At 66.0% G+C, this 20,174-nt stretch carries 19 protein-coding genes; 12 read left to right on the plus strand and 7 right to left on the minus strand.

The genetic code is table 11. The features are described from left to right. Positions 1-116: 116 nt before the first annotated feature. On the plus strand, positions 117-1,100 hold the full coding sequence (locus A8M77_RS24585) for a LysR substrate-binding domain-containing protein (protein WP_086924136.1): 984 nt from the start codon (positions 117-119) through the stop codon (positions 1,098-1,100). Between the two features lie 3 nt (positions 1,101-1,103). Here A8M77_RS24585 and A8M77_RS24590 read toward each other — a convergent pair whose 3' ends face one another. Next, entirely contained in the window at positions 1,104-1,721 is a 618-nt protein-coding gene (locus A8M77_RS24590; protein ID WP_086924137.1) for a 5-formyltetrahydrofolate cyclo-ligase, read from the minus strand. A 9-nt stretch (positions 1,722-1,730) separates the two neighbouring features. Here A8M77_RS24590 and A8M77_RS24595 point away from each other — a divergent pair, with 9 nt between their 5' ends. From A8M77_RS24595 to otsA, 10 genes are all read left to right on the plus strand, one after another. After that, entirely contained in the window at positions 1,731-3,752 is a 2,022-nt protein-coding gene (locus A8M77_RS24595; protein WP_086924138.1) for a lytic transglycosylase domain-containing protein, read from the plus strand. Then, on the plus strand, positions 3,752-4,309 hold the full coding sequence (locus A8M77_RS24600) for an MgtC/SapB family protein (RefSeq protein WP_086924139.1): 558 nt from the start codon (positions 3,752-3,754) through the stop codon (positions 4,307-4,309). The genes A8M77_RS24595 and A8M77_RS24600 overlap by 1 nt, the downstream gene beginning before the upstream one ends. Before the next feature lie 89 nt (positions 4,310-4,398). Then, positions 4,399-5,082: a glutathione S-transferase family protein gene (locus A8M77_RS24605; RefSeq protein ID WP_086924140.1), complete on the plus strand. Its 684-nt coding sequence runs from the start codon at positions 4,399-4,401 to the stop codon at positions 5,080-5,082. A gap of 27 nt (positions 5,083-5,109) precedes the next feature. Then, positions 5,110-6,363: a multifunctional CCA addition/repair protein gene (locus A8M77_RS24610; RefSeq protein ID WP_086924141.1), complete on the plus strand. Its 1,254-nt coding sequence runs from the start codon at positions 5,110-5,112 to the stop codon at positions 6,361-6,363. Between the two features lie 168 nt (positions 6,364-6,531). Beyond that, a complete protein-coding gene (cqsA, locus tag A8M77_RS24615; protein WP_086924142.1) occupies positions 6,532-7,839 on the plus strand; it encodes an alpha-hydroxyketone-type quorum-sensing autoinducer synthase in 1,308 nt (435 codons plus the stop codon). Beyond that, positions 7,727-9,109, plus strand: a complete 1,383-nt coding sequence (locus A8M77_RS24620) for a sensor histidine kinase (protein ID WP_238136958.1) — start codon at positions 7,727-7,729, stop codon at positions 9,107-9,109. Before cqsA ends, A8M77_RS24620 begins: the two co-directional genes overlap by 113 nt. Beyond that, entirely contained in the window at positions 9,106-10,128 is a 1,023-nt protein-coding gene (locus A8M77_RS24625) for a response regulator (RefSeq protein ID WP_086924144.1), read from the plus strand. Before A8M77_RS24620 ends, A8M77_RS24625 begins: the two co-directional genes overlap by 4 nt. 119 nt (positions 10,129-10,247) lie before the next feature. Next, positions 10,248-11,009 (plus strand): trehalose-phosphatase, encoded by a 762-nt coding sequence (otsB, locus tag A8M77_RS24630; protein WP_086924167.1) that lies wholly within the window; start codon positions 10,248-10,250, stop codon positions 11,007-11,009. Then, entirely contained in the window at positions 11,006-12,949 is a 1,944-nt protein-coding gene (locus A8M77_RS24635; RefSeq protein WP_086924145.1) for a glycoside hydrolase family 15 protein, read from the plus strand. Before otsB ends, A8M77_RS24635 begins: the two co-directional genes overlap by 4 nt. 25 nt (positions 12,950-12,974) lie before the next feature. Next, the gene (otsA, locus tag A8M77_RS24640) at positions 12,975-14,360 is read left to right on the plus strand and encodes an alpha,alpha-trehalose-phosphate synthase (UDP-forming) (RefSeq protein WP_086924146.1); all 1,386 of its coding nucleotides are present in this window, start codon (positions 12,975-12,977) and stop codon (positions 14,358-14,360) included. Here otsA and A8M77_RS24645 read toward each other — a convergent pair. Continuing rightward, the gene (locus tag A8M77_RS24645) at positions 14,357-14,677 is read right to left on the minus strand and encodes a hypothetical protein (protein ID WP_086924147.1); all 321 of its coding nucleotides are present in this window, start codon (positions 14,675-14,677) and stop codon (positions 14,357-14,359) included. The two genes, otsA and A8M77_RS24645, sit on opposite strands and share 4 nt — an antisense overlap. Positions 14,678-14,856: 179 nt before the next feature. On the opposite strand from A8M77_RS24645, the gene A8M77_RS24650 reads away from it, so the two are divergent. Next, the gene (locus A8M77_RS24650) at positions 14,857-16,368 is read left to right on the plus strand and encodes an aminotransferase-like domain-containing protein (protein WP_086924148.1); all 1,512 of its coding nucleotides are present in this window, start codon (positions 14,857-14,859) and stop codon (positions 16,366-16,368) included. On the opposite strand, the gene A8M77_RS24655 is transcribed toward A8M77_RS24650, so the two are convergent. The 5 genes from A8M77_RS24655 to A8M77_RS24675 all read right to left on the minus strand — a co-directional run bounded on the left by A8M77_RS24655 (position 16,289) and on the right by A8M77_RS24675 (position 20,096). Then, on the minus strand, positions 16,289-17,215 hold the full coding sequence (locus A8M77_RS24655) for an ROK family protein (RefSeq protein ID WP_086924149.1): 927 nt from the start codon (positions 17,213-17,215) through the stop codon (positions 16,289-16,291). The two genes, A8M77_RS24650 and A8M77_RS24655, sit on opposite strands and share 80 nt — an antisense overlap. Positions 17,216-17,219: 4 nt before the next feature. After that, positions 17,220-17,414, minus strand: a complete 195-nt coding sequence (locus tag A8M77_RS24660) for a DUF2905 domain-containing protein (protein ID WP_086924150.1) — start codon at positions 17,412-17,414, stop codon at positions 17,220-17,222. Positions 17,415-17,483: 69 nt separating this feature from the next. Next, positions 17,484-18,998 carry a sensor histidine kinase gene (locus A8M77_RS24665; protein WP_086924151.1) on the minus strand — a complete coding sequence of 505 codons (1,515 nt, stop codon included), beginning with the start codon at positions 18,996-18,998 and terminating at the stop codon, positions 17,484-17,486. Continuing rightward, positions 18,999-19,805 carry an alpha/beta fold hydrolase gene (locus A8M77_RS24670; protein ID WP_086924152.1) on the minus strand — a complete coding sequence of 269 codons (807 nt, stop codon included), beginning with the start codon at positions 19,803-19,805 and terminating at the stop codon, positions 18,999-19,001. 36 nt (positions 19,806-19,841) lie between these two features. Further along, the gene (locus A8M77_RS24675) at positions 19,842-20,096 is read right to left on the minus strand and encodes a hypothetical protein (protein ID WP_086924153.1); all 255 of its coding nucleotides are present in this window, start codon (positions 20,094-20,096) and stop codon (positions 19,842-19,844) included. Positions 20,097-20,174 lie beyond the last annotated feature (78 nt).

Below are 20,174 nucleotides of genomic sequence, written 5' to 3' on the forward strand. Positions count from 1 at the left end.
CATCGGCGCAATTTCGCGCTTCGGGAATGAATGATCCGCCCTCTCCCGTTGGCGGTCCAATGAAAACGCGGTAGCCTACTGATTCCGCTTTCGCATCAATCCGGATTGGGCCTCCCATGCAGTATTCGCAGACCCACCTGCGCTCCCGCCCCATCTCGGCCGGCCACCTGCGCGCCTTCGAGGCGGTGGCCCGCCACTTGAACTTCCGCGCCGCGGCCGAGGAGATGGCGCTGACCCAGTCGGCCGTCAGCCGGCAGATCCAGTCGCTGGAGGAGGAGGTGGGCGTGAGCCTGTTCCTGCGCCACACCCGCGCGGTCGAGCTCACCAGCGCGGGCGCGCAGCTGCTGCTGGCGGTGCAGCAGGCGCTGCCGCGCATCGACGGCGCGGTGCGCCAGATCCGGCAGAGCGCGGGCCGCAAGAGCGTCTCGCTCACCACCTTCGCCTCCTTCGCCTCGATGTGGCTGATACCGCGGCTGGAGGCCTTCCAGCGCGACAACCCGGACATCGACATCCGCATCGACGCCACCGACACCGCGCTCGACATGGACCTGGCGGACATCGACATCGCGCTGCGCTACGGCCCTGGCGAGAACATGCCAGCCGGCTCGATACGCCTGTTCGGCGAGAACCTGACGCCGGTGGCCAGCCCCTGGTTGATCAAGAGCAATCCGCCGATCAAGTCGCCGGCCGACATCGCCCGCTTCACCCTCATCGAGGCCGGCGACGCGCACCGTACGCACCTCGAATGGCTGACCTGGCGGCGCTGGTTCGACGTGCACGACCTGCAGCGCGCCCAGCCCAAGCGCTGGCTCTATTTCAATTACGCCTACCAGATGGTGCAGGCAGCGCTCGCCGGCCAGGGGGTGGTGCTGGCGCGCAGCTCGCTGATCGCCGAGAGCCTGGCCAACGGCGACCTGGTGGAGGTGCTGCCGCAGAACCGCCTGGATTCGCCGATGTCGTACTGGCTGCTCGTCGGCCCGCGCAGCACGCAGCGGCCGGAGATCCAGGCGTTCCGCGACTGGCTGGAGTCGCAGGCGGCCGTCACGCGCCAGACCATCGGCGAAGTCCCCGACCCCGACACCATCGACCAGATGGACTGAGCCTCAGCCCACGGGCCAGACCACGCCGTTGTCGTTCAGGATGGCGTCCAGGGGCAGGTCGTGCGCCTCGGGCTCGAAATCGTCCAGGAAGCCGTTGGTGAAGCCCAGCCCGACCGTGAAGGGCCGCGGCTCCAGCGCCGCCAGCGTGCGGTCGTAGAAGCCGCCGCCGTAGCCCAGCCGGTAGCCGCCGGCGCTGTAGCCCAGGCAGGGCACGAACAGCAGCGTGGGCACGATCAGTTCCGTGTCCTTCGGCTTCGGGATGTCGTAGGCGTCGTTTTCCATCGGGCAGCCCGGGTACCAGGCATGGAAGGTCAGCGTCTTGTGCACCTTGTCCACCACCGGCAGCCCGATGCGGCGGCGCTGCCGCTCGCCCTGCAGCTCGCCGTCTTCCTTCCAGCGGTGCAGCGCGGGCAGCGGATCGAACTCGCCCTTGATGGGCCAGTAGGCGCCGATGACCGTGTCGGGCCGGCCGACCAGCCAGATGCGCATCACACGCTGCAGCAGGTCGGCGCGCTGAAGCCGGTCGGGCATCGCAAGACGCTGCTCTATCAGTGCGGAACGCAACTGTTGCTTGAGAAAGTTGGCAGTTGCCGAGGTGTCGGCGCCCTTTGACTTGTCCATAATCCCCCGATGCAGTTCGCAAGCATTTTGTCACCGGTGCGCACCTCCCTCCGCGCTCCTTTCCCCACCCTCCTTCTCACTCTCGCTCTCGCAGCTGCCACCCTGCTGCAGCCGGCCCACGCGCAGAACGGGAACGACGACGTGCTGCTGCAGATGAAACAGGCCGCCCAGCGCGGCGACAAGGCGCGTCTCGGGGCCCTGCTGCCGCAGGCGCGCGGCCACCTGCTGGAGCCCTGGGCCGCCTACTGGGAGCTCAAGTCGCGGCTCGGCGAGGCCAGCCCCTCCGAGGTGCAGGATTTCCTCTCCCGCTACGCCGGCACCTACCAGGAGGACCGCCTGCGCAACGACTGGCTGATCCTGCTCGGCCAGCGCCGCGACTGGCAGGCGTTCGCCCAGCTGCATCCCGAGTTCCGCATGAACGACGACGCCCAGGTGCGCTGCTACGCGGTGCTGGTCGAGGCGCTGCGATCGGGCAACCCCACCGCGGCCCAGGCCGAGGAAGTGCGCCGCAACTGGCTGGGCCAACGTGAACTCGATGACGGCTGCCTCACGGCCGCCGATCGCATGATCTCGGCGCGCATGATGTCGCCCAACGACGCCTGGAAGAAGGCGCGCCTGGCCATCGAGGCCAACCGTCCGCAGGCCGCGCGCGCCGCCGTCACGCTGGCCTCGCCGGATGCCGTGCCGCTGTTCGACGAGCTCAATGCCAGCACGGCGAAGTTCCTCGCCGGCCGCGGCATCGCCCCCGGCAAGGCCCGGCGCGAGCTGGTGACGCTGGCACTGATCAAGATGGTCATCGCCGACCCCGACATGGCCGCCTCCCAGCTCGAGAGCAAGTGGAGCGTGATGCTCTCGCCCGAGGAGCGCAACTGGGTCTGGGGCGCGATCGGCCGTCAGTACGCGGTGAAGCTCTCGCCGGCGGCCGGCGGCGCCTTCGCCAACGTCACCAAGAACGCCGACCTGTCCGACGACATGCTGGGCTGGAAGACGCGCGCCGCTTTGCGCAGCGGCAACTGGAAGGAAGTGCGCGCCGCCATCAACGCCATGAGCGAGTCGACCCAGCAGGACCCGACCTGGGTCTACTGGAAGGCCCGCGCCCTGCACGCCCAGGGCGGCGACGAGCGCCGCGCCGAGGCCCGCGCGCTCTACGAATCCATTGCCGGCACCCGCGGCTTCTACGAGCTGCTGGCGCTGGAGGAACTGGGCCAGCGCGCCAGCGCGCCCACGCGCCCCGCCCCTCTGACACCCGAGGAAAAGGCCGCGGCCCGGGGCAACCCCGCGCTCAACCGCGCCCTCTACGCCATCGCGATCGGCCTGCGCTCCGAGGGCGTGCGCGAGTGGAACTACGCCACCAACCTGCACGACAAGGGCGGCATGGGCGACCGCGAGCTGCTGGCCGCCGCCGACTTCGCCTGCCAGCGCGAGGTGTGGGACCGCTGCATCAACACCAGCGAGCGCACCAAGGGCATGATCGACGCGGAGCAGCGCTTCCCCATGCCCTTCCACGACACGGTGCTGCAGAAAAGCCAGGAGATCGGCCTCGACCCGGCCTACGTCTACGGCCTGATCCGCCAGGAAAGCCGCTTCATCATGGACGCGCGCTCCGGCGTCGGCGCCTCCGGCCTGATGCAGGTGATGCCCGCCACCGCCCGCTGGACCGCGCGCAAGATCGGCATGAACGGCTTCACGCCCAACCAGATCAACGACCGCGACGTCAACATCACCATCGGCACCAACTACCTCAAGCTGGCGCTCGACGACTTCGACGGCTCCATGGCCCTGGCCGCGGCCGCCTACAACGCCGGCCCCGGGCGGCCGCGCAGCTGGCGCAATGGCCCGGTGATCGAAGCCGCGATCTGGGCCGAGAACGTGCCCTTCAACGAGACCCGCGACTACGTCAAGAAGGTGCTGGCCAACACCACCAACTACGCCGCCCTGATCACCGGCCGGCCCCAGTCGCTCAAGGACCGCCTCGGCAGCGTCGGCCCGCGCGACGCCGCTCAGCCGGAACCGAACAAGGACCTGCCCTGATGGCATGGTGGGACGCGGTCGCCGACACGGTCGCGGCCGAGTTCTCGGACGTGGGCGACGTCGCCCAGCTCACCCGCATCGTCGTTCGCCTGGTGCTTGCCGCGGTGCTGGGCTTCGCGCTGGGCTTCGAGCGCGAGCAGCAGGGCAAGGCAGCCGGCGTGCGCACCCACATGCTGGTGGCAATCGGCTCCGCGATGTTCGTGCTGATTCCCCAGCAGTCCGGCATCGAGCCGGCCGACATGAGCCGGGTGATCCAGGGCCTGGTAGCCGGCGTGGGCTTCCTCTGCGCGGGGACCATCCTCAAGCAAGGCCGCCGAGACGAGCAGGAGCAGCACGTGCAGGGCCTCACTACCGCCGCCGGCCTGTGGATGACGGCGGCCATCGGCATGGCCTGCGGCCTGGGGCGCGAGCTCACCGCGGTGCTCAGCACCCTGCTGGCGCTGGCCGTGCTCGCGCTGGTGCCTCATTTCGTCAAGGCGATCGAGCGGGTGGTCGGGCCGCCGGCGGGCGACGACAAGCGGCGGGTGATCGTCCCGCCCGGCGACGACAAGCGCTGACGCATCAATACCGCGCGCCTTCGGCATCAATCGCGCCGCGGCCGGCCGCTAGCATCGAAGGCTTTTCAGCCCAACGAAGGAGGATCGCCATGCCCAAGCTCTATATCGGCAACAAGAACTACTCGTCCTGGTCGATGCGCCCGTGGGTGCTCATGAAGCAGGCCGGCATCGGTTTCGAGGAGGTGATGGTGCCCTTCGATTCCTTCGACGCGGACTCGCACTTCAAGAAGACCATCGAGGCCATCAACCCGGCCGGCCGCGTGCCCGTGCTGGTCGACGGCGAGACCGTGATCTATGACACCCTGGCGATCTGCGAGTACCTGGCCGAGAGCCACCCAGACAAGACACTCTGGCCGCGCGACAAGCCCCGGCGCGCCCATGCGCGCAGCGTCTGCGCCGAGATGCACGCCGGCTTCGGCGCGCTGCGCAGCCACTGCGGCATGAACATCGAGGCCGACCTGCGCGAGCAGGGCCGCATCATCCTGCGCGACCAGCCGCAGGTTCGGGCCGACCTGGCGCGCATCGTCCAGATGTGGAGCGGCCTGCTGCAGGCCCATGGTGGGCCGATGCTGTTCGGCGAGTTCAGCATCGCGGACGCGTACTTCTCGCCGGTCGGCGTACGCATCAAGACCTTCGGCCTGCCGGTGCCAAGAGAGATTTCCACGTACATCGAGCGCGTCCAGGCACTGCCCGGCGTGAAGGCCTGGATCGACGAGGCGCTGCTGGAGAAGCGCTTCGTGGTCATGGACGAACCCTACCGCGCGGAGCGCTGACCGGGCGGGGCTCCTAAACTCCAGCCGATGAGAACCTTCCTCGTCGGCGGCGCCGTCCGTGATGCCCTGCTCGGCCGCCCCGGCAGCGACCGCGACTGGGTGGTGGTCGGCACCACGCCCGAAGAGATGATCGCGCAGGGCTACCTGCCAGTGGGTCGCGACTTCCCCGTCTTCCTCCATCCGCAGACCCGCGAGGAATACGCGCTGGCCCGCACCGAGCGCAAGAGCGCGCCGGGCTACCGCGGCTTCGTGATCCATGCCTCGCCCGAGGTCACGCTGGAGCAGGACCTCGCGCGGCGCGACCTCACGGTCAACGCGATCGCACTGCCGGCCGAGCATGCAGGGGCCAGCCTGCACCTCGATCACCTCGTCGACCCCTACCAGGGCCGAAGCGACCTGGAACGCAAGTGCCTGCGCCACGTGACGCAGGCTTTCCGCGAGGACCCGGTGCGCATCCTGCGCGTCGCCCGCTTCGCCGCCCGCTTCGCAGATTTCGAGGTCGCGCCGGAGACCCTGGCCCTGATGCGCGAGATGGTCGATGCCGGCGAGGCCGATGCGCTGGTGCCCGAGCGCGTCTGGCAGGAGCTTGCACGCGGGCTGATGGAATCGAAGCCCTCGCGCATGTTCGAGTTGCTGCGCGAATGCGGCGCGCTGGCCGTGCTGCTGCCCGAGCTCGACCGCCTGTGGGGCGTGCCGCAGCCCGAAGTCCACCATCCCGAGGTCGACACCGGCGCCCACCTGATGCTGGTGCTGGACATGGCGGCCCGGCTCGCTGCGCCGCTGCCGGTGCGCTTCGCCTGCCTGGTGCACGACCTCGGCAAGGGCACCACCCCCGCCGAGGTGCTGCCGCGCCACATCGGCCACGAGCAGCGCAGCGTCGACCTCCTGCGCGGCGTCTGCGAGCGCTGGCGCGTCCCGGTCGGGCTGCGCGAGCTGGCGGTGGTGGTGGCGCGTGAGCACGGCAACATCCACCGCAGCGAAGACTTCAGCGCGCAGGCGCTGGTGCGGCTGCTCGAGCGCTGCGACGCCTTTCGCAAGCCGGAGCGATTCGGGCAGGCCCTGCTGGCTTGCGAATGCGATGCGCGCGGCCGGCTGGGCATGGAGGAGTGGCCCTACCCGCAACGGCAGCGGCTGCTCGCGGCGCTGGCGGCTGCGCAATCGGTCGAAACGGCACCTATCGCGGCGCAAGCGCAGGCGGCCGGTGCCGTCGGCCCCCGGATTGCGGAGGCCATCAAGCAGGCACGGGTGGAAGCGGTGGAGCACTGGCTCACACAAATCTGAGCAAGTGTCGCAGGCGCGTCATTAACCAGAATCCCTGGGGTATTTTTGCGCCCTCGCAAAGAGAGTGCTTTTCCAATTTCATCCCATTGAAAGCGGAGTTGCGCTTCCGGGGAATCGTGAATTCTCCGGGTGATTGTCGGCGCTTATATCAACAGGGGGAAATCAACGATGGCCAGTATCACCGCGGCGTGGTCGCCGGTTCATTTTCATGGTGCCAAGATACCTGGCTTTCTTGCAAGCCGAATAGAGCGCTATTACCGGGAGCGCGTAAAGAAGACCTGGGGCGGCGGGCATATCATGCGCGGCAGAACACCGCCAGCCGATGCCTTGCACCTGTCCAGCAACGACTACTTGTCGATTGCCAGGCATCCAAAGATCATTTCAGCCATGGCGGACAGCGTCCACCAAAACGGCAACGGTGCGCTGATGTCAGGGATCTTTCTGCACGGAGCCTGTCCGCAGCTGCAGCTTGAAGATCGCCTTGCTTCATTCATGCATGCGGAGTCAGGCATTCTGTGTCAATCGGGATGGTGTGCCAACACCGGGCTCATACAGACGATTGCCAACGAGCAGACGCCGGTCTACGTGGACATACTGGCTCACAATTCGTTGTGGGAAGGAATCCGCAGCGCGGGCGCCAAGCCTATTACTGTATTTCACAATGACCCGGAGCATCTGGAACGGCAAGTCCTGCGCTATGGGCCCGGCATCGTGTTGGTGGATTCCGTATACAGCACCAATGGCAGTATTTGTCCACTGCCGGAAATCGCTGAAATTTGCCATGCAGAGGGCTGCGTTTTGGTCGTGGATGAATCCCATTCGCTTGGCACCCACGGTCCGCATGGCGAAGGCCTGGTAGTTGCCTTGGGGCTCCTCGATCGCGTTCACTTCCGCACTGCCAGCTTGGCCAAGGCGTTCGCCGGACGAGCAGGATTCATTACTTGCTCACGGCAATTCAACGAGTACTTCAAATTCGAATCCAATCCAGCCATCTTCAGTTCCACGCTGCTACCTCATGAAGTCGCCGGACTGGATGCAACGCTGGAGGTGATTCGCCACGAAGATTGGCGGAGGGAACAATTGCACGCCAATGCAGAGATTTTAAGAAATAACCTGGAAGAGCTCGGCTACAACCTCAACGACAGCCAGAGTCAGATCATTTCACTGGAGGCGGGCACGGAACAACAAACCATCGTCTTGCGCGATGCCTTGGAAGCGCGAGGAATTTTTGGTTCTGTCTTCTGCGCTCCTGCAACGCCGAAAAACCGGTCTTTGATGCGATTTTCGATCAACTCCGCGCTGACCGGGATGGATCTGGCGCGAATTATTCGTGCTTGCCGGGAAATTCGCAAGGAGGTTCGTCTTGACGATTGGCCCTCTTCGCGGCGCAAGCGTCAGCGCTTCGATCATCTTCCAATTAAAGCCGCAGATGAATATAACAAACCAAATCCGTCACGCGCTGTGGCAATTGTCTGATCGGGCGCGCCGCAATGCGGAATACTTCGAGCGCCGTCGCACGGCGTTTGCAGTGGTGGCAATCGTCGGGTTTCCGCTTTACTATTTCATCTGGAATGATCTTTTCCCGCAATCCTATGAGAATCTTCCATTGCGGCTAATTGGCAGTGCACTTTTTTTACCCATAGTTTTCGAGCGTCACTGGCAGTCTCGGTTCAAAAAGATCTGGGCCGCGTACTGGTATCTGGCCCTGCTCTACGCGCTGCCGTTTTTCTTCACCTTGATGCTCTTCAAGAACAACAGCTCGGCGGTGTGGCTCGAATCGACACTGATCGCTGTGTTCGTCATGGTGCTGTTGCTTGACTGGGTCACTTTGATAGTCCATTGCGTCGTCGGCGTGGGGCTGGCCTGGCTGGCTTACTCACTCACGACGGCAGCACCCCGCCTCGAAGCCGTGACTTTGGTTCATTTGCCGATTTTTTTCTTCGCCATTGTCATCGGAACGCTCGCGAACTATGTCGCTGAACTTGTACGCCTCGAGCAGGAGCGCGCCATGCTCGCGACAGCCGGCAGCATCGCCCATGAATTGCGCACTCCGCTGTTGGGAATCCGGAGCGGTGCCGCCGGCCTGCGAAACTATTTGCCGACCTTGTTGACTGCCTACCAATTGGCTCGTGAAAACGCGTTGCCAGTCGCCGCGATAAGAAAACCACATCTGGAAGCCATCAAGGGTGTGCTCGAGCGCATCGAGGCGGAGGCCAACTATTCAAACGCGATCATCAATATGCTGATCACGAATGTTCGCTTGTCCAGGCCCGGTCACCAGGACCTGTCGCCCTGCTCCATGATGAACTGTATCCACATCGCGCTCGAGCGCTATCCTTTTTCAGCGGACGAAAAATCCAAGGTGTCATTCGTCACCGGCGCCGATTTCACCTTCAATGGCGTGGAATTACTGATGGTCCATGTCGTATTCAACCTTCTGAAAAACTCCTTGCACCACATTGCAAAGGTCGACAAAGGGCAAATTTACATTCACACCGAAAGATCTCCACAAGGCAATCTGCTCGTTTTTCGAGATACTGCGGCCGGCATTTCTAACGAGGTGTTGCCGCATATTTTCAAGCGCTTTTACTCGTCGTCCACAGCCGGCGACAATATTGTCGGCTCAGGAATCGGGTTGGCCTTTTGCAGCGATGTTGTTCGAGCATTTGGCGGCACCATCGACTGCTCTTCGGTATACGGTGAATTCTGCGAATTCAGTTTGAAGTTTCCAGTGATCGAATTATGAACAGATCCAAAATTCAGCCTTTCTTTTTTCCAACAACAGTGGCATTTGTTGATGACAGCAATGATTTTCTCGTCAACCTGAGCCTGCAACTTGATCCATCGCTGGCTTTTCGGTTATTTCAATCCGCAACCGAAGCCTTGACCATGCTGAACAGCAGCAAACTGGAAGCGATCCCTCTGGTCAACAAGCTTTTCTCGCTCTACCAAGGACGGGATGAAGCCGATCATGGGCGTCAGGTCATCGATATCAGCCTGGGCATGATTCACCGCAAGCTGCACAACGAACGGCGCTTTGACCAGATATCGGTGGTGGTGGTCGACTACGATATGCCCCGAATGAACGGCGTGGAATTTTGTCGCCAGATTCAAAATCCATTGATAAGAAAAATCCTGCTTACCGGCAAGGCCAACGAGCGAATCGCCGTTGAGGCCTTCAATGAAGGACTCATCGACCGTTTCATCCGCAAGCAGGAACCGGATGCGATCGAAACCCTCAATCGTGCAATCCAGGAAATACAGCCTCGCTATTTCGAGCAGATGCAAAGAATGCTGTCCGATTCATTGTCGGTAGGATCGCACAGATTTCTTAAAGACCAGAATTTCGCAGCATGCTTCAAGGAATTGATCAAGCGATTCAATATCGTCGAATATTATTTGGCATGCGCGCCGGACGGCATGCTGATGGTCGACGCCACCGGTGCATCCTATCTCCTGATCGTTCAGAGCGAAGATCAATTTCAGGCGACGCACGAAATTGCCTACGATCAATTGGCGCCCCCAGAACTGCTCAAGATCCTGCGCAGCGGCGAGGTGGTTCCGTATTTCTGGAAAACCCAGGGAATCTACTCGCCGATCTACCAGGACTGGCGCAGCTACCTTCACCCTGCGACCCGGATCGAGGGAACCGAGTGGTATGCCTACACCGTGGTGAAAGAGCCCGAAGGCTTCAATCTCAAGCACGTGCTCTTCTACGCGGACTACCTGGAACGCCTGGACGCCCGGACACTTGACGGCGCTTAGACCAGCGCCCCCTGGGCCGGCGTGAACACATGCCGGCACCCGCGTTCACCTAGAGACAAAAACCGATTGACGGCATCGGCCGACGCGGCGCCGAAGCCGACTCTGCTATGGTTTTCCCCATGCAGACGCCCCCCAGCCTCACGCGCGACGCTGCGCTCTTCCTCGACTTCGACGGCACCCTGGTGGGGATCGCCGACACGCCAGAGGCGATCGAGGTGCCCAGTGCACTGGTGCCTTTGCTCAGCGACCTGCGCGACCTGCTGGGCGGCGCGCTGGCGGTGGTGTCCGGCCGGCAGATCGACGTGCTGGACCGCTTCCTCGCCCCGCTGCGCCTTCCGGCCGCCGGGGAGCATGGCGTGCAGCGGCGCGACGCCGAAGGCCGGATACAGGAGCAGCGCCCGCCCGACCTGCAGGAGGTGCTGGACACGGCCAACGAGTTGGCCCGCGTCTATGAAGGCCTGCTGGTAGAGCGCAAGCACGCGGCGATCGCCCTGCACTACCGGCTCGCGCCCCAGCTCGAGGCGGTGTGCCGCGACGCGCTGATGCGCACCATCGCCGACCAGCCGCAGTTGGAGCTGATGCATGGCAAGTTCGTGTTCGAGGTCAAGCCGGCCGGCATCAACAAGGGGATCGCGATCGACGCCTTCCTGCGGGAGGCGCCCTTCGTCGGCCGCACGCCGGTTTTCGCCGGCGACGACACGACCGACGAGAGCGGCTTCGCGGTGGTGCAGCCGCGCGGCGGCGTGGCGATCAAGGTCGGTTCCGGACCCAGCTTGGCGCTGCACCGGCTCGATTCCCCGCGCGCCGTGTTCGAATGGCTGGTAGAGGCACGCAAAGTGCTGGCCGATTCGCCATCCACGCCCGGAGGAAAACCCGCATGACGAAGAACCCCCAAGAGGTCAGGCCGCAGGAGGAAGAACAGCAGCAGGAAAGCCGCGCCGGCGAATCGATCGCCGCCGCGGCCGGCGCGAGCGACAAGCCGGCTGCCGATCCCGACGCTGTGACGCAGCCCGCCGCGCGGCGCGGCTTCGCGCCGCCGGCCGAGGCCTCCCTCGACGTGGGCGTGATCGGCAACTGTGCCTACAGCGCCCTGATCGACTCGCGCGCCCGCGTGGTCTGGTGCTGCCTGCCGCGCTTCGACGGCGATCCGGTGTTCAATGCCCTGCTGCACCCGGGCGAGGACGCCAGCGCCTGGGCCATCGATATCGAGGACTTCGCCTCCAGCAAGCAGTGGTACGAGCCCAACACGGCCGTGCTGCGCACCCAGCTCTTCGACAGCGCCGGCCAGGGGGTGGAGATCACCGACTTCGCGCCGCGCTTCTACAGCCGCTCGCGCTACTTCCGCCCACTCACCATCGTGCGGCGGGTGAAGCCGATCCAGGGCACGCCGCGCGTGCGCATCTCGCTCGCGCCGCGCTTCCAATGGGGCAGCGCGCCGCCGCAGATCACGCGCGGCAGCAACCACATCCGCTATGTGGGGCCGGACTTCGCCCTGCGGCTGAACACCGACGCGCCGGTCTCGCACGTGCTGTCGAGGCAGCCCTTCGTCCTCTCGCGCGAGCACAACTTCGTGCTCGGCGCCGACGAGACGCTGATGGACGGCATCGCCGACACCGCGCGTCACTTCGAGCAGGAGACCATCGCCTACTGGCGCACCTGGAGCAAGCGCCTGGCCATTCCCTTCGAATGGCAGGACGCGGTGATCCGCGCCGCGATCACGCTGAAGCTCTCGCTCTACGAGGACACTGGCGCGATCGTCGCCGCCATGACCACCAGCATCCCCGAGGCGCCAGGCAGCCAGCGCAACTGGGACTACCGCTACTGCTGGCTGCGCGATGCCTTCTTCGTGGTGCGCGCGCTCAACAGCCTGTCCGAGGTCGGCACCATGGAGGATTACCTGCGCTGGCTCGGCAACGTGGTGATCGGCTCGCACGGCGAGCACATCCAGCCGCTGTACGGCATCGGCCTGGAGCGCGAGCTGCCCGAGTCCTTCGTGGAAGGGCTGGGCGGCTACCGCGGCATGGGCCCGGTGCGGGTGGGCAACCAGGCGCAGGAGCATTTCCAGCACGACGTCTACGGCAACATCGTGCTGGGCGCCTCGCAGGCCTTTCACGACCACCGCCTGCTCAGCCGCGGCGGCGTGGCCGAGTTTCCGCACCTGGAGGCGGTGGGCGAGCAGGCGATCCGCGTCTACGGCACGCCCGACGCCGGCATGTGGGAGCTGCGCACGCGCGCCCGCGTGCACACCAGTTCGGCCCTGATGAGCTGGGCCGCATGCGACCGGATCGCGAAGGTGGCGCGCGCGCTCGGGCTGCCGGAGCGCGCGGCCTACTGGCACGGCCATTCCTCGCGCATGCGCGAGGAGATCCTCACCAAGTCCTGGTGCGAGGAGCGCCAGGCCTTCGCCGAGAGCTTCGGCGGCCACGAGCTGGACGCCAGCGTCCTGCTGATGGTGGAGGTCGGGCTGATCGAAGCGCGCGACCCGCGCTTCATCTCCACCGTCGAGGCGATGGAGAAGTCGCTGTGCGACGGCCCCTACATGCGCCGCTACGAGGCGGCCGACGACTTCGGCAAGCCCGAGACCGCCTTCAACATCTGCACCTTCTGGCGCATCGACGCCCTGGCCAAGATCGGCCGCAAGGCCGAGGCACGCCAGATCTTCGAGACCATGCTGGCGGCGCGCAATCCGCTGGGCCTGCTGTCGGAGGACACCCATCCGGTCACGGGCGAGATGTGGGGCAACTTCCCGCAGACCTACTCCATGGTCGGCATCATCAACGCGGCCGTGCGCCTGTCGGCGCCGTGGGACTCGTGCATCTGAGCGCGGCCGGACCATCAAGGAGCTCATGAGTCGTCTCGTCGTCATCTCCAACCGCATCGCCGATCCCCGCAAACCCGCCGCCGGCGGCCTGGCCGTCGCCCTCGGCGAAAGCCTGCAGCAGACCGGCGGCCTCTGGTTCGGCTGGAGCGGCAACATCGTCGAGGACGGCCCCACCGGCGAAGGCGAGCTGCGCATCCAGCAGGCCGGCAAAACCACGCTGGCCACCATCGACCTCAGCCGCGAGGACCACGACAGCTACTACCTGGGCTACAGCAACGACGTGCTGTGGCCGGTGTTCCACGACCGGCTCGACCTGGCGAATTTCGACGCCGGCTTCATCGGCGGCTACCGCCGGGTGAACCAGCTCTTCGCGCGCAAGCTGCTGCCGCTCCTGAAGCCGGACGACATCATCTGGGTGCACGACTACCACCTGATTCCGCTGGCCGCCGAGCTGCGCGGCATGGGCTGCCGGCAGCGCATCGGATTCTTCCTGCACATCCCACTGCCGCCGCACATCATCATGGCGGCCATCCCGCAGCACGAGTGGCTGATGCGCTCGCTGTTCGCCTACGACCTGATCGGCTTCCAGGCCCAGCAGGACGTGCAGCATTTCGAGCAGTACGTGCGCAACGAGGCCAACGGCGAGGCCAAGGGGCAGAACCTGTACCGCGCCTATGGCCAGACGGTGCGCTGCGACGCCTTCCCGATCGGCATCGACGTCGACGAGTTCGCCGCGCTCACCCATGCCAAGGACTCGCGCGAGATGTTCGAGACCATGCGGCGCGAGTACTCGAGCCGTCGGCTGCTGCTGGGCATCGACCGGCTCGACTACTCCAAGGGCATCCCGAACCGGGTGCGCTCCTTCCGCGAGCTGCTGGCCAACTACCCCGAAAACCGCCGCAGCGCGACGCTGATCCAGATCGCCTCGCCCACCCGCGAGACGGTGGACGCCTATGCCGACATCCGGCGTGAGCTCGAGTCGCTGTGCGGCGCCATCAACGGCGACTACGGCGAGCTCGACTGGATGCCGGTGCGCTACATCCACCGCATGGTCGCGCGCAAGCGCGTGCCGGGCCTGTGCCGGGCCGCGGCGGTCGGGCTGGTGACGCCGCTGCGCGACGGCATGAACCTGGTGGCCAAGGAATACATCGCGGCGCAGGACCCGGCCGATCCGGGCGTGCTCGTGCTGTCGCGCTTCGCCGGCGCCGCCGAGCAGCTGAAGGAAGCGCTGCTGGTCAATCCCTACGACACGCACGGCACCGCGGAGACCGTGCAGCAGGCGCTGCAGATGCCGCTGGAGGAGCGGCGCGAGCGCCACCAGAAGCTGCTGTCGCGCATCCGCGACCAGGACGTGCACTGGTGGCGGCGCAGCTTCCTCGACGCGTTGCGGGCAGCCGAGAGTGTGCGTTAGGACGGCAGGAGCAGTTGGACCAGCCGCGCGACGCGGGATCCGCGCGGCCGGACCTCGTGCATCGCCCGCGGGATGCCCTGCACCCGCGCCGCGGTCCGGGCGCTGACCTCGATCCAGCCACCCCGGCCGGCCTCGAAGACCTCGCCCTCCTGGAACTCGTTCTTCACGCTGAACACGGTCTCGCCGAACCAGGACGGCGGGGACACGACGCTGACGCGGCCCTCCAGGACCAACAGCAAGGCGTCGGCATCGACGGCCACGCGAAGCGATTGGCCGGGGAGGAGTTGCGTAACGGAAGGGAGATCGCGGGTGTTCATGGCAGGCCTTGGAAGTGGTGGATGGGTGAATGAATCGTAGGGAAGGTGGTGCTCAAAAAACAGGCACAACAAAGGGGTATCGCAGCCACAACAGCCTGGCGCGGAAGGCATCTGTTACGGCTGTTTTTCACTGAACTGCATCTGTTGCCGCCGGCACCTTTTTGCAGGAGCATCCAGGCATGGACTCCCCGCCGCTCTACCGCCAGCTGGCCGCGCACTACGTCGACGCGATCCGCGCCGGCTCGCTCAAGCCCGACGACAAGCTGCCCTCGCTGCGCCACCTGATGCGGCAGCACGGCATCAGCCTCTCGACCGCGCTGCAGCTGTGCCGCTCGATGGAGAGCGAAGGCTGGGTCGAGGCGCGCGAGCGCTCGGGCTATTTCGTGCGGCGCCCGAGGCGGCTGGCGATGGCGCCCATGGACGAGCCCGCGGCCGACCGGGCGCCCGATCCCGCCCAGTTCGTGGGCATCCATGCCAAGGTGTCGGACTTCGTGGCCCGCCGCCGGCGGGTGCCGCAGAAGCTCGACCTCTCCATCGCGCGCGGCGCCCCCGAGCTGTATCCCACCGAGGCGCTGCGCAATGCGCTGACGCGCGTTCTGCGCCAGCGCCCCGGGATGCTGGCGGTCGCCGCGCCGCTGAAGGGCCACCCCGCGTTCCGCCAGGTGCTCGCGCAGCGCAGCCTGCGGGTGGGCATGACGATCTCGCCGGACGACATCCTCGCCACCAACGGCTGCATCGAGGCGTTGAACCTCGCGCTGCGCGCGGTGGCCCAGCCCGGCGACACGGTGGCGGTGGAGTCACCCACCTTCTACGGCCTGCTGCAGGTGCTCGAGAGCCTGGGCATGCGGGCGCTGGAGATCCCGACCAGCCCGCAGACCGGCATCTCGATCGAGGCCCTGGAGCTCGCGATCCGCACCTACGACAACATCAAGGCGGTGCTGGTGGTGCCGCACCTGCAGAACCCGCTGGGCAGCGTGATGCCCGACAGCCACAAGGCGCGGCTGGCGCAGCTGTGCGAGCAGCACGCCATCCCGCTGATCGAGGACGACACCTACAGCGAGCTGGTCGACGCGCCGGTGCCGCCGCGCGCGCTCAAGTCCTTCGACACCAGCGGCAACGTGATCCACTGCGCCTCGCTGCACAAGATCCTTGCGCCCGGCCTGCGGCTGGGCTGGATCACGGCGGGGCGCTGGCAGGCGCGCGTGGAAATGCTGAAGTTCGCGCAGACGCGCAACAACGAGGAGCTCTCGCAGGCAGGGGCCGGCCAGTTCATGGCGACCGGTGCCTACGACCGCCACCTGCGACACCTGCGCCAGTGCCTGAAAGCGCAGCGCGAGCGGACCGCCGACGCCATCGCCGGCTGCTTTCCGGCCGGCACGCGGATCAACCTGCCGCCCGGAGGACTGCAGCTATGGGTCGAGCTGCCGGAACGCCTGTCCTCGGCGCGGGTCTTCGAGGCGGCACTGGAGGAGCAGATCGTGGTGGCGCCGGGCACGCTGTTCTCCAACTCCTCTCGCTTCGACCACTACATGCGCATCAACTGCGGCTGGCCCTACGGCGAGGCGATCGACGCCGCGCTGCGCAGGCTGGGCGAGATCGTGGCGGAAGCGATCAGTCCAGCAGGGCCAGGGCCGCGTAGTCCCCTACCCGCTCGCCCAGCCCCGCCGGTACCAGCACCGCATCACGCGTGAGTGCCGCCAGCTTGCCGTCGATCTCGGCGGCCAGCCGGGGCAGCAGGAAATCGCGGTTGTGCCAGAACACGCTGCCGCCCAGGCTGATGCGCTCCAGGTCCAGCGTGGCGATCAGGTTGTAGAGCATGCGGCCCATCACCCGGCACAGCGCCTCGGTGGTGGCCAGCGCCTGCGGCTCGCCGGCCGCCGCGGCGGCGAACAGGTCGGGCGCCGGCTGGCCGAAGCGGCGCGCGATCGAGTTGCCGGCGACCAGTGCCTCGACGTCGCCCCGGTTGCCGCAGCCGCACAGCGCGTTGCCGTCGTCGTCCGACACGAAGCTGTGGCCGGCATGGCCCGCATTGCCGTTCTTGCCATGCAGCACGCGGCCGTCCACGCACAGGCCCACGCCCACGCCCGTGCTCCAGGTGACGTAGGCGCAGTGGTCGGTGCCCTGCAGCGCGCCCCAGCGGCGCTCGGCCTCCAGCGCGGCCACCGCGTCGTTCTCCACCCGCACATGGCTGAAGCGCTGCTTCAGCGGCGCCTCCAGCACGGCGGTCATCCAGTTGTTGGGCAGGCCGCGCGCGGGGCCGGCGATGCCGCCGCAGATGTTGGGCGTGGCCAGCTCGAACAGGCCGTCGCGCAGCACGAAGGGGCCGGCCGAGGACACGCCCACGCGGTCGACCGAGGCTGCATCGATGCCCTGCTCGGCGCAGATCTGGTAGATGAGCCGCAGGATCTGCTGCGCCACTGCGTCGTTGTCGCCGGTCTTGGCGGTCGGTTCGCTCCTGCGGCCGATCAGGGGCGAGGTGCTGTCGGCCGACAGGCTCACCGCCACCTTGGTGCCGCCGATGTCGACACAAGCTCTCATGGGTTCAGATCCACCTTGCAATCAGGGCGGCGATCAGGCTGAGCACGACGGTGCTGCCGATCGGCAGTTGCCACTCGCGCCCGAAGGCGCGGAACTCGAAGTCGCCGGGCAGGCGCCCGAAGCCGAAGCGCCGCAGCCACTGCGTCAGCCCGCTCATGAGCAGGAGCGCGAGGACGACGACGATCAGCCAGCGAATCATGCAGGGAGTCTATTGCAGTGTTTCACCGCGCTCGCCGGCATGGGCATCCCGCCTTTCGCGCCCACCAGGTCAATCCCTCGGGAAGGTAAAGGAAAAGATCGTTCCATCGGCTCGCGACGAGCTCACACGCACGTCGCCGCCATGTGCACGTGCGATGGCGCGCACGATGAAGAGGCCCAGCCCCACGCTGCGCGCGCTGCTCCCGCCGGGATCCCCTCGCACCATCGGCTCGAAGAGCGAGGCCTGCACCTCCGGTGCGATCGGTTCGCCCCAGTTGTGCACCGAGAGAACGACCGTATCCTCTCGAAGCACCGACGTCAGGGTCACGGCGCTCTCGGGCTTGCCGTACGCCATGGCGTTGCCCATCAGGTTCCCGAGCAACTGGGCCACGCGGTCCGCGTCCGCCATGCATTCGCCTGCGCCGTGTGTACGGTGAACGATCTGCCGGTCGGGAAACGACAGCGCGAGTTCGTCCACGATCCTTGCGACCAGGGCATGCGGATCCAGGCGCACGCGCGTCACGGCCAATCCACGCCCCAGGCGTGCAAGCGTGAAGTCGAGCAGCTCCTCGATGAGGCGCTGCGCACGCTGAGCCGAACTGTTGACGTGGCCCAGCACCCGAAGCTTGTTCTCCGCCGTTTCTCCGTGGCCAAGCAGGCGGGCGCCCATGAGGATCGCGGACAGTGGATTTCTCAGGTCATGACTGACGATGCCGACCATCTGCTCCGCGAAAAGCGCCCTGTCACGGGCCTGCGCTCGCTCGCGCGTCGATTCCGTGATGTCGCTCAGTACGCCGACGAAATAGGCCAAGGTGCCGTCGTCGTTGAAGAACCCTTGCCCGATGGAAGCCACTGTCCGCTCGACACCGTCGGCGCCTCGCAGCCGGTATGTGCAGTTGTAGCCCTCCTCGGTCCGGGCCCGCGCGCTTTCCATGGCTTGTCGCTCGCCTTCCCGGTCGTCGGGCGCAATGGCCTCGGCGTAGAGCGCGCCGCTCACGGGTTGCGGCGCCCCGTATCCGAGCAGACGCGCCACGTCGTCTTCGTACCGGCGCGTCCCGGTCGCGGCATCCACGTCCCACAGAAAGAGATTGCCGAGCCTCAGGGCCTGCCTCAGCCGAGCCTGCGTCACCTTCAGCGCGGCCTGCACTGCGCGCTCCTTCACCACCAGTTCGTCGGCGCGCTTGCGAGCCGCGAGCAGTTCCCGTTCGTACTTGTTGCGCTCCTCGGCCACCACCATCGAGATCTCGTCGTAGCAGGCGTGCGCCTTCGTGCGCCGAATGGCGTTGAGCATCATCGGCATGGTGTGGCCGTCCTTGTGGCACACGTCGAGCTTCACCTCCGACAGGGAGCCCTGCATGGCCAGCGTCGGGAGCCAATGGGTCTGATGGAAGATCCGGCCGCCCATCGTGAAGAGGTCCTGGAGCCGCTTCCTGCCGACGAGCTCTGCGCGTTCCATCCCGAGCCAGGCGCAGAAGGTCCGGTTGACCTTCAGAATCGTGCCGGTGACCGTGGTGACGAGCAGGCCCGTCGGAAACTCATCGAAAAGCTGCTCGGCGTCCGGCAGTTCGGGAATGTGCTCGGCCATTCATCGGAATGATAGGGTCGCGAGGAATTCATCCATGGCGTCGGCGCTTGCGCACGGCGCACTGAGGTGCGGGCAGTGGCCAACGTTCTCCACGATGCGAAGCATGGCGTTTGGAAGATGGCTGTGCATGTACTCGCCGACAGCGACCGGTGCGATGAGGTCGTCGCTGGACTGGACGATGAGGGTGGGCGCGGTGAGCTTCGGCAGGTCGGCCCTGTTGTCCGACAGGAAGGTGACGCGGGCGAACTGCTTGGCGACGTCGGGGTCCGTGCGGCAGAAGCTGTTCGTGAGCTCGACGGCCAGTTCCGGCTGCCCGGAAGCGCCCATGATGGCTGGCGCCATGCTGCTGGCCCATCCCAGGTAGTTGGATTCGAGCGTATCGAGGAGCGAGTCGATATCTTCCCGGGTGAAGCCGCCGACGTAGTCTCCATCGTTGATGTAGCACGGCGATGGTCCCATCATCACGTGGCCGGCAAAAAGCGCGGGGGCGCGGATGCCGGCCAGCAGACCGATCATGGCGCTCACCGAGTGCCCGACGAAGACAACGGGGCCCATGGAAAATTCGTCGATGACCTCCAGCAGGTCGTCCGCGTAGCCGGACAAATGGTCGTACTTGATGGGGTCGTAGGCTGCGATCTCCGACTGCCCCGCGCCGACCAGGTCGAAGGTCACTGTCCGAAAGCGTGACGAACATTGCGGCGCCAGGAATCGCCACATGTTCTGATCGCAGCCGAAGCCATGCGAAAAGACCATGGTGGCGGGCCCGCTGCCCTGCACCTTGACATTGTTTCTCTTCTGGACCGACATGCCTCTCGCTCCCTCGCGTGCGAGATCCGCCGAGTCCTAGCTCGCTGCCCGCTTCAACGAATTCTTTGCCTTCTCGGCCGAGTTCTTCGACCGGTTCTTGTGGTAGCCCGACTTGACATTGTTCACGGCCTTGCCGACCGGCCCGCTCTTCTTGGCCTCGCTGTCAGCGCGCTTCTGGTCGATCTTGTGCTCGGCGGCATCCGTCGCTTCGGAAGCAGCCTTGCCCACCTGGGCGGAAGCGGTGCCGGCCAGGACGAAGGCGGCGACACAGGTCAACAGGAATTTTTTCATCGCAGGAACTGAAAGTTGAACTCGACACGATGGCCGCAACGGCCGTCGCCGCCTGTCGGCGGCCGGCTCGAAGCGACG

It is taken from the genome of Variovorax sp. JS1663, from assembly GCF_002157355.1.
Classification (GTDB): domain Bacteria; phylum Pseudomonadota; class Gammaproteobacteria; order Burkholderiales; family Burkholderiaceae_C; genus Variovorax.

What these genes read in the sequence shown, in the direction of transcription:
- A8M77_RS24585 (WP_086924136.1), top strand. Translation starts at nt 117, where the DNA reads ATGCAGTATTCGCAGACCCACCTGCGCTCCCGCCCCATCTCGGCCGGC.
- A8M77_RS24590 (WP_086924137.1), bottom strand. Translation starts at nt 1,721, where the DNA reads ATGGACAAGTCAAAGGGCGCCGACACCTCGGCAACTGCCAACTTTCTC.
- A8M77_RS24595 (WP_086924138.1), top strand. Translation starts at nt 1,731, where the DNA reads ATGCAGTTCGCAAGCATTTTGTCACCGGTGCGCACCTCCCTCCGCGCT.
- A8M77_RS24600 (WP_086924139.1), top strand. Translation starts at nt 3,752, where the DNA reads ATGGCATGGTGGGACGCGGTCGCCGACACGGTCGCGGCCGAGTTCTCG.
- A8M77_RS24605 (WP_086924140.1), top strand. Translation starts at nt 4,399, where the DNA reads ATGCCCAAGCTCTATATCGGCAACAAGAACTACTCGTCCTGGTCGATG.
- A8M77_RS24610 (WP_086924141.1), top strand. Translation starts at nt 5,110, where the DNA reads ATGAGAACCTTCCTCGTCGGCGGCGCCGTCCGTGATGCCCTGCTCGGC.
- cqsA (WP_086924142.1), top strand. Translation starts at nt 6,532, where the DNA reads ATGGCCAGTATCACCGCGGCGTGGTCGCCGGTTCATTTTCATGGTGCC.
- A8M77_RS24625 (WP_086924144.1), top strand. Translation starts at nt 9,106, where the DNA reads ATGAACAGATCCAAAATTCAGCCTTTCTTTTTTCCAACAACAGTGGCA.
- otsB (WP_086924167.1), top strand. Translation starts at nt 10,248, where the DNA reads ATGCAGACGCCCCCCAGCCTCACGCGCGACGCTGCGCTCTTCCTCGAC.
- A8M77_RS24635 (WP_086924145.1), top strand. Translation starts at nt 11,006, where the DNA reads ATGACGAAGAACCCCCAAGAGGTCAGGCCGCAGGAGGAAGAACAGCAG.
- otsA (WP_086924146.1), top strand. Translation starts at nt 12,975, where the DNA reads ATGAGTCGTCTCGTCGTCATCTCCAACCGCATCGCCGATCCCCGCAAA.
- A8M77_RS24645 (WP_086924147.1), bottom strand. Translation starts at nt 14,677, where the DNA reads ATGAACACCCGCGATCTCCCTTCCGTTACGCAACTCCTCCCCGGCCAA.
- A8M77_RS24650 (WP_086924148.1), top strand. Translation starts at nt 14,857, where the DNA reads ATGGACTCCCCGCCGCTCTACCGCCAGCTGGCCGCGCACTACGTCGAC.
- A8M77_RS24655 (WP_086924149.1), bottom strand. Translation starts at nt 17,215, where the DNA reads ATGAGAGCTTGTGTCGACATCGGCGGCACCAAGGTGGCGGTGAGCCTG.
- A8M77_RS24660 (WP_086924150.1), bottom strand. Translation starts at nt 17,414, where the DNA reads ATGATTCGCTGGCTGATCGTCGTCGTCCTCGCGCTCCTGCTCATGAGC.
- A8M77_RS24665 (WP_086924151.1), bottom strand. Translation starts at nt 18,998, where the DNA reads ATGGCCGAGCACATTCCCGAACTGCCGGACGCCGAGCAGCTTTTCGAT.
- A8M77_RS24670 (WP_086924152.1), bottom strand. Translation starts at nt 19,805, where the DNA reads ATGTCGGTCCAGAAGAGAAACAATGTCAAGGTGCAGGGCAGCGGGCCC.
- A8M77_RS24675 (WP_086924153.1), bottom strand. Translation starts at nt 20,096, where the DNA reads ATGAAAAAATTCCTGTTGACCTGTGTCGCCGCCTTCGTCCTGGCCGGC.